This is a genomic window from Nostoc sp. NMS7 (assembly GCF_017115085.1).
Classification (GTDB): Bacteria; Cyanobacteriota; Cyanobacteriia; order Cyanobacteriales; family Nostocaceae; genus Nostoc.
In genome coordinates this window covers 44,652-57,541 of the sequence record NZ_JABXKJ010000263.1, presented here as the reverse complement: position 1 = coordinate 57,541, position 12,890 = coordinate 44,652, and the positions used below count along the sequence as shown (strand labels likewise).

Annotated in this window: 17 protein-coding genes; 13 read left to right on the top strand and 4 right to left on the bottom strand. The window is 42.7% G+C overall.

All coding sequences use genetic code 11. The features are described from left to right. Window positions 1-108: 108 nt before the first annotated feature. Entirely contained in the window at window positions 109-249 is a 141-nt protein-coding gene (locus HWQ38_RS38650) for a ribbon-helix-helix protein, CopG family (protein WP_190950108.1), read from the bottom strand. An 18-nt stretch (window positions 250-267) separates the two neighbouring features. Between HWQ38_RS38650 and HWQ38_RS38645 the strand changes: the two genes are divergently transcribed. Both HWQ38_RS38645 and HWQ38_RS38640 read left to right on the top strand, forming a co-directional pair. Next, complete coding sequence (locus HWQ38_RS38645; protein WP_292805318.1) at window positions 268-1,530, top strand: transposase; 1,263 nt, start codon at window positions 268-270, stop codon at window positions 1,528-1,530. A 96-nt stretch (window positions 1,531-1,626) separates the two neighbouring features. Then, window positions 1,627-2,094, top strand: coding sequence for a hypothetical protein (locus HWQ38_RS38640; RefSeq protein ID WP_292805315.1), 468 nt, complete (start codon window positions 1,627-1,629; stop codon window positions 2,092-2,094). Between the two features lie 60 nt (window positions 2,095-2,154). Here the strand turns inward: HWQ38_RS38640 and HWQ38_RS38635 are convergent, their stop codons facing one another. Next, entirely contained in the window at window positions 2,155-2,466 is a 312-nt protein-coding gene (locus tag HWQ38_RS38635; protein ID WP_292805312.1) for a hypothetical protein, read from the bottom strand. A gap of 78 nt (window positions 2,467-2,544) precedes the next feature. On the opposite strand from HWQ38_RS38635, the gene HWQ38_RS38630 reads away from it, so the two are divergent. Together HWQ38_RS38630 and HWQ38_RS38625 are read left to right on the top strand one after the other, a co-directional pair. Continuing rightward, window positions 2,545-3,000 carry a hypothetical protein gene (locus tag HWQ38_RS38630; RefSeq protein ID WP_292805309.1) on the top strand — a complete coding sequence of 152 codons (456 nt, stop codon included), beginning with the start codon at window positions 2,545-2,547 and terminating at the stop codon, window positions 2,998-3,000. Window positions 3,001-3,081: 81 nt separating this feature from the next. Next, complete coding sequence (locus tag HWQ38_RS38625; RefSeq protein WP_292805306.1) at window positions 3,082-3,573, top strand: lysozyme; 492 nt, start codon at window positions 3,082-3,084, stop codon at window positions 3,571-3,573. Window positions 3,574-3,593: 20 nt separating this feature from the next. Here the strand turns inward: HWQ38_RS38625 and HWQ38_RS38620 are convergent, their stop codons facing one another. Then, the gene (locus HWQ38_RS38620) at window positions 3,594-3,851 is read right to left on the bottom strand and encodes a hypothetical protein (protein ID WP_292805303.1); all 258 of its coding nucleotides are present in this window, start codon (window positions 3,849-3,851) and stop codon (window positions 3,594-3,596) included. A gap of 170 nt (window positions 3,852-4,021) precedes the next feature. Here HWQ38_RS38620 and HWQ38_RS38615 point away from each other — a divergent pair, with 170 nt between their 5' ends. The 6 genes from HWQ38_RS38615 to HWQ38_RS38590 are packed head-to-tail and all read left to right on the top strand — an operon-like array spanning window position 4,022 to window position 10,102. Beyond that, complete coding sequence (locus HWQ38_RS38615; RefSeq protein WP_292805300.1) at window positions 4,022-6,454, top strand: hypothetical protein; 2,433 nt, start codon at window positions 4,022-4,024, stop codon at window positions 6,452-6,454. 52 nt (window positions 6,455-6,506) lie between these two features. Beyond that, window positions 6,507-7,217 (top strand): hypothetical protein, encoded by a 711-nt coding sequence (locus HWQ38_RS38610; protein ID WP_292805297.1) that lies wholly within the window; start codon window positions 6,507-6,509, stop codon window positions 7,215-7,217. Then, window positions 7,201-9,021 carry a hypothetical protein gene (locus HWQ38_RS38605; RefSeq protein ID WP_292805295.1) on the top strand — a complete coding sequence of 607 codons (1,821 nt, stop codon included), beginning with the start codon at window positions 7,201-7,203 and terminating at the stop codon, window positions 9,019-9,021. Before HWQ38_RS38610 ends, HWQ38_RS38605 begins: the two co-directional genes overlap by 17 nt. Continuing rightward, on the top strand, window positions 9,022-9,300 hold the full coding sequence (locus HWQ38_RS38600) for a hypothetical protein (protein WP_292805293.1): 279 nt from the start codon (window positions 9,022-9,024) through the stop codon (window positions 9,298-9,300). 2 nt (window positions 9,301-9,302) lie between these two features. Further along, entirely contained in the window at window positions 9,303-9,917 is a 615-nt protein-coding gene (locus HWQ38_RS38595) for a hypothetical protein (RefSeq protein WP_292805291.1), read from the top strand. Next, window positions 9,917-10,102 carry a hypothetical protein gene (locus HWQ38_RS38590; RefSeq protein ID WP_292805288.1) on the top strand — a complete coding sequence of 62 codons (186 nt, stop codon included), beginning with the start codon at window positions 9,917-9,919 and terminating at the stop codon, window positions 10,100-10,102. The genes HWQ38_RS38595 and HWQ38_RS38590 overlap by 1 nt, the downstream gene beginning before the upstream one ends. Here HWQ38_RS38590 and HWQ38_RS38585 read toward each other — a convergent pair. Continuing rightward, window positions 10,077-10,346 carry a hypothetical protein gene (locus tag HWQ38_RS38585; RefSeq protein ID WP_292805285.1) on the bottom strand — a complete coding sequence of 90 codons (270 nt, stop codon included), beginning with the start codon at window positions 10,344-10,346 and terminating at the stop codon, window positions 10,077-10,079. The genes HWQ38_RS38590 and HWQ38_RS38585 overlap by 26 nt on opposite strands. A gap of 17 nt (window positions 10,347-10,363) precedes the next feature. Here HWQ38_RS38585 and HWQ38_RS38580 point away from each other — a divergent pair, with 17 nt between their 5' ends. The 3 genes from HWQ38_RS38580 (at window position 10,364) to HWQ38_RS38570 (ending at window position 12,835) form a co-directional block, all read left to right on the top strand. After that, a complete protein-coding gene (locus HWQ38_RS38580; protein WP_292805282.1) occupies window positions 10,364-11,065 on the top strand; it encodes a hypothetical protein in 702 nt (233 codons plus the stop codon). Continuing rightward, window positions 11,065-11,808, top strand: a complete 744-nt coding sequence (locus HWQ38_RS38575; RefSeq protein ID WP_292805279.1) for a hypothetical protein — start codon at window positions 11,065-11,067, stop codon at window positions 11,806-11,808. The genes HWQ38_RS38580 and HWQ38_RS38575 overlap by 1 nt, the downstream gene beginning before the upstream one ends. Window positions 11,809-11,896: 88 nt before the next feature. Beyond that, the gene (locus tag HWQ38_RS38570) at window positions 11,897-12,835 is read left to right on the top strand and encodes a major capsid protein (RefSeq protein ID WP_292805276.1); all 939 of its coding nucleotides are present in this window, start codon (window positions 11,897-11,899) and stop codon (window positions 12,833-12,835) included. Window positions 12,836-12,890 lie beyond the last annotated feature (55 nt).

Below are 12,890 nucleotides of genomic sequence, written 5' to 3'. Positions count from 1 at the left end.
CCACATTGGTACTCCAATTGGCGGTGATAGCGAAGCGGTAGCGAGTCTTCGAGCGTCGGGGGATAGAAGGGGTAAATACAAGGGTTCGATACCCTTGTATTTACCAAATCATTGGTTTTTAATTTTCTTTCTAAGACTACGAATGAATTCACGTATTACCTCGGTTTGGGTTCTATCTTGTTCTTGGCAGTAGGCTTTTAATATTTCCAACTCTTGCTCTGGAAGCCTGATATCTATTCGAGTAGTCATATACAAAAGTACGGAGTAATGCTGTACAATAGTTATATGCTACTAACTTATCAGTTCAAACTCAATCCTACTTCTGAACAAGTTGTCATTCTTGAAACTTGGGGGGAGTTGCTGCGTCGTCACTGGAACTACGCGCTAGGGGAGAGATTGGACTGGTTAAGACGTACAAGGTCACAGATTGACCGATGCAGCTTAGTCTCTGAACCAATTGGGGAGATACCTGAGAAACCGGATTACTATACACAAGCAAGCAAACTCAAGCAAACCAAAAAACTATTCCCCGACTACAAAAGTATCTATGCTGAGTGCCAACAGCAAAATTTAATGCGGTTGGATAAGGCGTGGAAGCGGTGGTTAATACCTGACAAGAAGGGAAAAAGGGGAGGTAAACCACGATTTAAAAAGCATGGTGACATAAGCTCTTTTACCTTTCCCCGTGTTAACCACCCTAAAGCAGGCGCACACCTGACAGGTAACGTTCTTAAATTATCCAAGATTGGTGAAATTGAAGTCATCTTGCACCGTCCGATACCAAATGGTTTTGAGATCAAGCAAGCAACGATTTTAAGTAAAGCTGATGGTTGGTATTGCAGTTTTTCTTTGGAAGACAAGACTGTTCCCGATGCTTTGTCTATTGATAAAATCACAACTGCTACTGGGATAGATGTAGGTTTAGAAAAGTTTTTAACTACTGCTGATGGACAAAGCATTGGAGTGCCACAGTATTACCGTAAAGCACAATCAAAGTTAGCCTGTCAACAGCGCAAGCTTGCACGTAAAGTCAAAGGGTCTAAGAATTACCAAAAACAGGCTAAGAAGGTTGCACTTACTCATTTGCACGTTGCTCGGCAAAGAAAAGAGTTTCATTATCATGTTGCACATTGGTTGGTTAACTCCTATGATTTGATTGTTTTTGAAACATTGAACATTAGAGGATTAGCTAGAACATGGCTAGCTAAGTCAATACTTGATGTTGCCTGGGGCGCATTCCTGGAAATCATGCAAGCAGTAGCGGTAAAACGCGGCAAGCTGACACTTGGAGTTGACCCTAGAGGGACAAGTATTAATTGTTCAAGTTGTGGTGAAAGAGTTGAGAAAACTTTGTCCGTCCGTGTTCATAGTTGTTCTTGTGGATTGGTCATTGACCGCGATTGGAATTCAGCATTGAACCTTTTAAAGCGTGGGTCGGTTGGACTACCGATTCCTGGCTGTGGAGGCTTAGGGGATACCCAGCCTGTGAAGCAGCAAGTCTCATTTGTGAATCTGAGATGCTCACCATGACACTGCTTGCAGTTAGCGGCGAGAGTTGTCACCAGTAGTATATCGGTAAAAGAACAGAAAGAGGAAACCTAGCCTTGGTTTCCAATACCTCTATCAATGCGGCAACTAACCCTATCTATCAGCGGCATATCAGTAACTTTAAAGCGCTTTGTGTCATACGATCGCACCCTAGCCGACACAGGGCAAACCGAATATAGCATCAGTGGCGCTTCCCTAGATAGCGGGCCGGTTTACGAACCTAAGCACATCTGGACAGTGAGCGCAAGTGTGACACTTTCTCAGTGGTGGGCAATTGGGGCGATATTTGGGGAGTGCGATCGCCTTCGTCGAACTCAAGGCAATTACAATATTATCGTTGACGACAGCATTCAAGATTTTATTGAGCAGGGATATAGATCGAGAGGTTTGGCGATCGGGGGAGTACAAGCGTACTTTCCCGGAGGTGTGGCATATTCGGCGCGGTTTTACGCTCGGATGCTGGAGCCGAAGTCACGCGATCAGGCGAACGGGGTTTACCCTTATGTGGCGAGTTTTGTATTGCGGGAATTGGATAAGGCGACTTAATCAGCAGTAAAGTTATAAGATCGAGGGGTTTGTACAGATGTGGGACTTCTGCTGTTCCAGTTAAAGAAATTGGACAAAGCCACTTAATTTTTGCGGATCAACAACTGACTGGGGGTCGTTCACAAATAACGTCAGGCTAACAACCTTACCATGCTTTACCAATGGATCTACGGGACTTCTACCCCAAAAAAGATCGTGTGATTCTTGCTCACCACTTAGTAATAATTCTATAATTTGGGTCAGCGTGGGGCAAGATTTGGGGGTGTTGCACTGATGGTTTTTAGTAATTATGCTCAAATGATCACATGGGGTATGATTTCCAACTTGTGTCCCAGTATAATGAACAACAATAAGACAACGTTCAGATGCCATAAAACCTCTCCATTTAAACTCTTGCGGATTTAGACAAGGGAACTAGACAGGGAGTTACTACGAAAGAGAAGGTAATTTATGTTACAAAATATTCCCAATATTGAGCAGTTTTTCAGTAACTGCTCGCATACTCAAGATGCTACTGGTAACTATACAAGAAATTGTCAAGATGCTTTTTTGGGTAGCGATACAAAAAATTACCTAGTTCTAAAAATTAAGAATCCTCATCTTTTACCAGACTATTTCCAACTACCTGGAAATTACAAGATTATTTACTGGTCGCATTTGAACGATGAAACAGTGATTGTACGTGCAGGCGTTTCTCCTCTACTTTGGGTTTTTTATTGGATAACCTTAAGATTAGAGCGATCAGTGGATGTAGCAATTGACTACGTAAAAAGAAGAAGGTTTAGAACTCCAAATATAAATAACATCGCTAGGCTTATCGTCAAATGTGGCGTAATAAATTATATAAAAAACACAGACATCGCGTGTACATTAAGATATATCTGGCGAGAATGGGCAATTAGATAGTGAACGCGGGAATTTCTTGAGGAATCATGAGCGTATTCCATCGTTGCCATCGCAACGATAACACCGCAGGCATCGCTCCCAATGACAAACCTACCAAAATCTGGCGTAGACCTAATCAAAGAATTTGAGGGCTGCAATCTTTGCGCTTACCCTGACCCACGCACCGGTGGAAAGCCCATCACTATCGGCTGGGGAGCCACCAAAAAGCTTGACGGCAGTAACTGGCGAACGGGCGAAACTGTTATCCAGGCGGCTGCTGATTCAATGCTGATAATGCAATTAGAAAGAGATTATCTACCTCCACTACAAAAAATCCCCGCATGGAATAACCTGACGGAAAACCAAAAAGGGGCGATTTTAAGCTTTGGGTACAATTTGGGTGCTAATTTTTACCTTGCATCAGGATTTACCAGCATTAGTACATTGCTTAGAAATCCTGATCGCTGGAACGATGTCAAAGAAGTTACACGAGTTTTTAGTTTGTACTGCAACCCAGGTAGTAACGTAGAGCAAGGATTGCGTCGCCGTCGGGTTGCAGAATCTAAACTTTGGCTTACGCAGCAACAGGAGTAGCAGGAACAGAGGCAGAAGGATCAGGGGGTGCTAGTCACTGACTGATACTGAGTTACCAGTTGTTGCAGGGTAGCTAACTTTGTCGCTTCGTCGGCCTTCTGCTGTTCATCAGCGTTGAGGCTTGAGGTAATTGCCTGCAATTGAGATTGTAATTGTGCGTTCTGCGCTGTTAGTTGTGCAACTTGAGCCTGTAATTGTGCATTAGATTGAATGGCTGCGATCGCGCTTGTGAATATCCCAGCCAAAACGTCTAAAAAGTTGGGTGTCGATGTTGTCATAATAATGCACCTATTTGTATGCGACCGCTCAAATATAACAACACAGTCATGCATCGTGTCATTGGCACTCTAAATGTAAATTTAGCTACATACTTACAAGAGTGATTTTTGTAACAGGAATTATGAGTTGATCATAAAACTTGCTCACTTGTGTTGAGCGCCTGCGTAACATGTCAGTCAACCAATCAGCCAGAAATGTCAGGCTTCTCGTGGGAGGAGCAGACTATACCCCATGCATGATTTCCTTTCAAGGTAGCGATAACCACCTTGACCAATCTGGGCTGATTACTTTCACTGGGCAAATCTTGCTGGGCAAGGCGCTGGGCTTCACACAATCCCTAGACGATCGGCATCGTCCAGGCGCCTTTTGTCGAGGCACGCCTGTAACTCTTGATATCGCTGATACCAACGGAAGCTTGACGCGCCACCCACGAGGAACGCTGCGGATATTAACCCCAAAATATAATGCTGAAAAACAGCAGCTAACATTGGAGGTGGGAGATTTAATCACAGTCCTCACTTTCAAAGAACCCACAGACCCAGATAAGGCAGGTAATAAAAAAACAGATTCTCAATCAGCATCTTCCGTAATCACTAAACTTTTAGCGGAAGCTGGAATTAGTAGTTTCACTGGAAACCTGCCAGAGACGCTCTACAACTACCCTTTAAATCTTTCGGGTTCATATCTCCAATCTGTTGGTAAACTGCTCTATGCCAATAATCAAGTAGGATGGATTGACAACCAAGAGCGCTTCAGGATATCTACAGTTAATGTCAGTTCTACTCAATCGCTGGTAAGTTTAATAGTTGGCAAAAACGAGCTTTGGTATCGCCGCCTGGGTGGGGCGGAGGCACCTTGCGAGAAGGTGAAGGCTGTGGGGACGCAGATGGTAACGCGGGAAGTTGAACTTGATAACGAAACCACCACAGAGCAATATGGAACGCCTGCAATTCTTGACCCTACACAGACCGGGTTAATAGTAATTAATAAAACTAAAGTTACCCAGAAATGGGTTGAAGATCAGGGCAAATTTACCATCACCTCGGAGACTGAGAAGCCTTGGGGTTTGATTGTATCAAGAGCTTTCTGGGATAAATTCGCCGAGCCGCCGGATTTACCGCCACAGCTATTTCAATCGTTTTTAGGCGAAAACCGAATTGAAGAATCAAGCTTTGAGAGTGTTGAGGCTGGCGGGAAGTTAATTCAGAAAATTACTAATTTTAATACAGATAAATCTCAATATTTAGCAGAGATAGAAGAAAATAGACCAGACTTCATTACAGGTGAGTTTGTTGGATTGAATCCGACAAAGCAAGTTACCGAAACTTATACTTATAATCCCAAGGAAGTACTTTTAAATAAAATTACCCAGACTCAAGAACTTGCAGTTATCGTATTAAATGGCAGTGATGAAAACTGGGATGATTGGGATAATATCCCAGAATATTTTGTAACTTCAGAAGAAAAGCATGAAGAGTGGAAGGAGATTGATAAATATACTTGGCAATATGAAACTTATACACTTAAATCCACTTGTAAAACCGAGGGTAGTAACGAAATTGAATATCCTGATGATGTAACGGCTAGAAGCCAGATGAAACTAAGCTTGACTTGGGATTCGAGCGAGAAACGCCGCTCAAATTCTGGGCAAGAAACCCCACCCGCAGCCGAGCGCCGCCCAACTACAACGCGCATAGAAGAAAACCCGGTTACTTACACTGCTTTATTCCAAGACCCGTGTAGCGGCAACTTCAAGCAACGTGAGCGCACATATAATGTGGAGTTTTTGGCAGGTATCAGCGTTTCCAGTGATGAAGTTTTCATTCCGTCTGATTCTGACGCCAATTTGCAACTCAAAGCTATTGCTAAACGCGAAGGCGAGTTACTTAGGGCTAGGTGGCAAGGGGCAGAAATGGCGGGAGCAATTCCCAATAGTTTACTTAATGGCTATCAACCGCTATTTGGGGTCAGCGCCGTTGAGTTTGATGGCACAGGGCAGAGCTATCTAGCTGATGGTTGCAGTTGGGTAGTTACGGCACAGAAGGCGTTATTTTCATGTGATGGACTTTGGGTAGGGCAAGCTCAGGGGTCGATTCCAGTACAAGGCGTAATTTTAATTACTGGAAGTACTCTAACTATTAATGGTGCGATCGCGCCAGGTGCAGTGATTACACCTGAAGGTAATGCTGTGGTGGGTGGTATAACAGTTACGCCTGACGGCAATGTGATAATCAATGGTGTAACTTTACCCGCCGACGGTAGCGTGGTAATCCCTGGCGTTGTCACTTTGCCTTACACCGAAATTGAAGCGATGTCTGGGGGGATGGCATTAGGTGGTGAGTGCATATGTTACCCATATTTGCTAATCACTATTACAGCAGTAATTCAAGGGGGGCTAGGATTCGGAGGAGAATGCAAAGGCGGCTTCTTGCTGCTTGGAGGAATGGGACTTGCGGGCGATTGCACAGGAACTACGCCCTTGCTCTATTGGGAAGATTTTAACTGGGATAGTACAGATCCTGGTATTTGGAACGGACTGCAACCATCACCCAATTGGGAATCAATAATTTGGGATGGAACAGACTGGGATAGGCTTTTCTAACCAATGACCAATGACTAATGACTAATGCCCAATGCCCAATGACTAATGCCCAATGCCAAACTTAATTTTTACTAATGCCTGGGTATCGCAAAGTGCCAAAATCCTTTTTCGTGGTGCTACTCCTCCCGATGCCACAAAATTTCGATTAGCATTGGCCAACACTGCGACATTGACCCGAAGTAACTTACTTGCTGACTTTCTAGCGAGTGAGTTACTTCCTGTAAATAGCTATGCTAGGGTATCTACCAATTTCTCAGATGGCAGCTATAACGCCACTTTATCGCGCTATGAATTACCCACAGTTAGCGCCAGCTTTGCGGCTTCCGGGGGTAGCCTCCAGTTTCAGACTGCTTTTTTAATTGCTAATTCTTCCGCCACAGCTTCACAATATTTCACCAACGCCAACGTCAATCCCACAAGCGATCGCATCACTCTTCCCTCTCACGGATTTGTAAATGGCGACCAAATTACCTTTACTGCTGATGCCCTAGCCGTTCTTCCTACTGGGATTGTTGCTGGAACTGTTTACACAGCTGCCAATGTCACCACCAATGATTTCCAACTAACTTTTATGTTGAGCGGAGTCGAAACAGGTGTGGATATCACAGATACAGGAAGCGGCACATTCCGCGCCAGGAGTGCTAATGGCATTATCGTCGCTTATGCCGTAGAATCAACCCCCATTACCATTTTTGATGGACAAGGCTACAGCTATAACATTCCTCTTGTAGTGCTAAATAGTGGTTATGTCACAGGAAGCTGATGATATTCTAAAACAGCGATCGCACCTCAACCGCCATTTATATCAGCAGAAGATTACCGATGCAGCAGAGGCTTTGGGAGAACAGACATTGCCTACTGCTTACACTGGCTTTGATGCGGAATCAGGGCTAGCAAGGTTGCAAGACAGCAATGGAAGTGTTTTTTATGGTGATGCTCAAACTAATGGAGCGATCGCCACTGGCGAAAACATTAGACTGAGGCGAGGTGGGGTGTTTGCCAAATATGACGCGATGCCTCGAAGAAAACCAGAAGTAAATATAGAAACTATGGTCAAGAATACCTATAGAGTCAAAACTTTATTTTGTATTTACAACTTAGATGGGCTTCATCTTGATGTTTACATTGGGGGCGATCGCTTAACTCCGAAAAAAATCTTCTCACTAGATAAAACTGGATTGATTTCTCCTGGCAATATTATGCTAGGAGGAATTACTAATTTAGGCAAAAAGGAAACAATTATTATCGAGACAGAAACAGCCACTTCTCAAAATTATATTTTACGACAAAACAACTCTAATAAGCAAATAACTTTTGAAAAGACATCTATTTGGACTGGGAGAGTTTATCTAAGAAATGGCACATTTGAAGCATCCTTTGGACTTACTGATGGAGAACAAAAACTAATTTATGATTCTAATCAGATAATTATTCTTCCCTTTACCATTACATCTAGTTATCAAAATGATTGTTTGGGGCGACAGCTAGTTACTAGTAATTTCAATCAAACTGTTAAATTTTGGACTCCTGACCGTTTGATTACAGATTATATTTACACAAGAGAATTTATATCAAGTAGGGCTAATCCTGGGAGTGTTATTGACTCTGGGACAACTTATTCCCAATTCAATGAACATTCTGAAGGCTACTTTCTAGTCCAGAAGACATCCGACGGTTACATAACTCAAGACTTTGCCTCTGATGGTGCGTTTGTAGAAAGAGATGAATCTGGTTATTATAGCGACCTCACAGTTTATACCAGAGTTTCATTACACGGGACAATAAAGGAGACTAAGAATGTATTGACTTATTTTCGCACAAATCAAAAACCTCTTATTTTAAATAACAGCGATTTTTTTATAATTAATCCTTCTCAATCTGAACAACCTTTGATTACAAAGAATTCAACTGTAGTTACATTTACGGTAATAGTAGCAGTTGAAGCTTTGATTCCTAACCCAGCTTTATATTATGAGCGAAGCTATTTAGACCCTAGCAATATTTCAGGTAATGTATTATTTAATTGGCTTGTAGATGGTGTCTTTGGATTAATCAGAGGGCAAGTTTATAATGTTTCTGTTATCCGAGGAATCGAAGGTATTGAAACTACACCAATCACACTTTCCATTACTATCGAAATATCATCAATTATTCCGAATATATCTACAGATTTTCCAGGATTAATAGTTTCGGACAATGGCTCTTTCTATTCTTACTATTTTCGTAAAGTCTTGGTTGGAAGTTTTTCGGCTATGATTAATAAATCAGTGATACCAGCAATCAATCTCCAACAGACACTTTCTAGTTATTTATCTGCTGATATTGATTCAGATGGATCTGGATTACGTGCGATAAGAAATTATATACCTGATTATTTGAAAACTGATAATTTTGTTAGTAATAAAATCTATTCAGTTATTGATACTAGCAAGAAAAAAGCGACTATCCAGCAATGGGATATTTCAGATAAAGGAGATATTACCTTTAATAAAATATTTACAGTTGATTATTTTCAGCCAAAAGGTATCGAGCAAAGCTTTGAAATATTAGGACATAGTTGCTATTAAATGGATGAAACATCAATACTGCGATCGCGCACTATTATCAACAGAAGCCTTTATTATTCCAAGCAGGTAGAGGCTCAAAAGAAAAGCGATCGCATCCTCGAAAACAGTGTAAAAATCCTGAATTACGATGCAGTTACAGGAAACTACAACGTACAAAACACCGCAGGGCAAATATTTTCAGCGAGAGCAATTTCCAATGGCGTATTCGCTACAGGCGATCAAGTGAGTTTAGTTGCACCGATTGGGGGAATACCAATCATTGATGCTATGCCGAGATAAAAGTGACCATTCAAACTGGATATGCGATCGCTGATATACCTGCCATAAAAGCTCTGACTCCCCTGCAGCGGACTAACGGCTACTCTCGCCAAGTGCAAGCTGATGCTGCTGGGCTACCTGCTTGGTATACCTGCATAAGTGCTAGTACTGCAACACCTGACGATGACCTAGTATTGCTACCCAATGACAACCCCACCACTGGTAGGTGGCTAAAGTGTGGTGGTGCTAGCGGTGGTGGTGCTGCGTTTGGCGGGATTATGGTTTGCACAAGCGGCTGTACAGTAGCCAGTGGTGGGTCAGGGAAGGCGCTGCAATTTTATGCGCCACAAGCCAATTTAGAATTAGTAATTGAGATTGGATTTGATATTAATATTCAATTGGTGAGTGATGCGATCGCTATCTACAGATGGTCAGCAGCCCCCAATACAACACTTTCAGGAAAGGAAAGCCTACCTATAATCAGCTTGCCTAATACTGGGGGCAAGTTCAACATCATAATCAATTCCACTTATCAATGGATTTCGATATTTGCGAAAAACCCAGCCAAAAACAATCTTTTGGATGGAGTTTGTTTTGTAGTTAATGGCAACGTAATTACTTTATTGGGCTACTCGTGATGAAATTAGTTAATGATTTCCTGATTGTTTTAGTAACAATAAGTTCTATTGTTACGGTGGCTATTATTATTGTCCCACTTGTTTATTTGTTCGCACCCTTGGCGAAGTATCAAGCCAGAATTCTAGAGCAACGACAGCGATTGCAACATAGTACAGACGCTACTCCTGAAGGTCGCTTTCCGTAAATTCATATCTATCTGGCTCATTCCATCTACTGTGATCAATCTCGCTAATTACCCTGGCTTCGTAGTAGCCGAGAAATTTGGAACATAGTCCACTAATATCGCAGATAAACCTGCCCACGCCACCAACCATTTGAATTTCGTTTGTTTCGGGATAATACCAGCAATTTGTAAATACTGTTCTTGCTGGATGAAAAAACAATCCTTTATCTTCTGGTTGATCATATCTGACTTCTACCAATCGCATCAATATCACTCCTTAATATGAAATTAGATAATTTTCTTGCTTGGGCATTAGCAAGGACAATAACTTTATTACCTAACTATCTTATTCTGCTAAAAAAACTAGAAATTGGGGTATTTTTCTTTTGTTGGCGATGTCTACGACAAGCAAAGAACCTCCCGGCTTACTATGGCAGTCTTGAATCGGTGCTAAAAGAACAAGCACTCTCTGAATACAGTCACGCTCAAGTATTCTGCCAGCTTACTGGCAGCAAACTCAATATGTCGGGGGCTGGGCTGATGAGCCGTGAGGAGAAAGCGGCTTTTGATTGGGGCTGTGTAAATTGGGATTCTAGCGGTGAATCCTACAAAGCTGATGGTATGAGTACTCGATATTTGGCGGCGAAAGTTTTCTTCGGATTTCGCACTGCTAATTCTTATGATTGGAGAAATCGCTTGGCATTTATGTACGTGCTGGAAGATTTTCAGTTCAAATTTTATCAGCAATTGATGCGGTTTGTTTCAGAAGAGGTGAGGAAAGAATTAGTTGCGATCGCTAACGATGAAGAAACTCACGCTATCCAACTTAAGTCGTTATTGTGGAATATTGTCGGAGCCAAGCGTCAGCAACAGTTAGTATTTTGGTGGCAAATGCGTTTGTATTTGGCGTTGATTTGTGTGCCTGTGGATGTTTTAAAGTTTGTGATTGGGAATTCTGTTAAGGACGTTTTGCGTGATGCTTAATGGCTACTGAACTAGATCCGATTCCGACGAACTCCGAAACGAAACAATATACTGACGAAGAAATTGGCAAAATCCTAAATACAGCCAAGGCGACTCGCACCGAACGTGACGATGCCGCTAAAAAGGCTAGGGACTTGGAAACCCAAGTTAACGAACTTTCAGAGAAACTAGAAAAAATCAAGGGCATCGACCCGGTTAAATACAAAGAATTAGAAATTACTGCTGCACAATACGAAGACCGCAAGCTCGAAGAACAGCGCGGTTTTGCTGAATTAAAAGAACGCTGGACAGGCGAAAAAACGACTCTCCAACAGCAAATTTTGCAGCTGCAAGAAAGTAATAGACAATCTCAAATTGTCAATGCTCTGGAGAAATCCTTCTATGCCACTGGCGGCAAATCGGGCAAAGATGATGACGGATGGACTTATTTTGACTTGATCCGCGATCGCGCCGCAACCCACATCGTGTTAGACGACCAGGGCAAAATCACCATCATTGACCCCCGCGACAAAACGCCACTCAAAGACACTAAGGGCGTGAGTTTCACTGTTGATGATTTGATGTTCAAATTGCGATCGGCGGGGCCTACAGCTTCTCTTTTTGAACCAATTAGCAATGGTGCAGGCGGCGGAATGACGCGAAGCCAAGGAAGCCAAAACGGTGCGATGGTAGCAGCCCAGATTATGCAGATTCCTAGTCGTAGCGATCGGATTACAAAATTCCGAGCAATGGGAATTACTTAATTAACTGAGTGATTCAGTAATTCAGTAATTCATTAGTCTTGCTTGGCGTGATGCCAGACAGATGACAAAATAATTCAGGCATCACATAATGGCGATGACTCTTTTGGAGGCGGCAAAACTTAGCGCTTCCCCCGTAACTGCAACGATTATCGAAGAATATGCCGCATCCAGTGACATCCTGCGGGCTATTACTTTTGAAAATGTCGCTGGCACCGGCAAGCACTACAACCGTGAAGATAAGCTTCCAGGTGTAGGGTTTCGCGGTGTAAATCAAGGCTATACAGAATCAGTGGGTGTGCTTAATCCCCAATCTGAAGCACTGAAAATCTTTGGTGGCGATTTAGACGTTGACCGCGCCATTATCGATATGCAAGGGCCAGAAGTACGTTCTGTGCATGAGATGCAGAAGGTGAAAGCTCTTGCGCTAGCTTGGACTTATAACTTTATCAAAGGTGATTCAACCATCGATCCGCGGGGATTTGATGGGCTGCAAGTACGACTCACTGGCAGCCAACTAATTTCTAATAATGATGCCGGTGGACCGCTTTCTCTAGAAAAACTTGATCAACTTATTGATCAAGTTGATGGTGGCACCCACTTGGTAATGGGCAAATCTGCACGACGAAAACTAAATCAAGCAATCAGAAATCGTACCGTAAGCGGTGATGTTGATTTCACTCAAGATGAGTTCGGCAACCGTGTGATGTTCTATAACGGGTTGCCAATCTTGATTGCCGATTACGACAACAACGGCAATACTATCATGGATTTCACCGAAACTAGCCCTGATAATGTATCTAGCACCCAATGCCAAAGCATTTATTGCGTTTGCTTCAAGGAGATGATGCTCAATGGCATTCAAGGTGCAATTGATGGGGTTTATGGTGTCAGTTCGCGTGATTTAGGGGAATTGTCAATCAAGCCGGTGTTCCGTACTCGCGTTGATTGGTACACCGCGATCGCCTGTTATCACGGTCGCGCAGCTGCAAGACTTTACGGCATTACCAACGCGCCACCAATTAGCTGATAAATCAATTGCCAAATCTATCTGTACTCCGAGGACAGATAGCTCCAATTTTTCG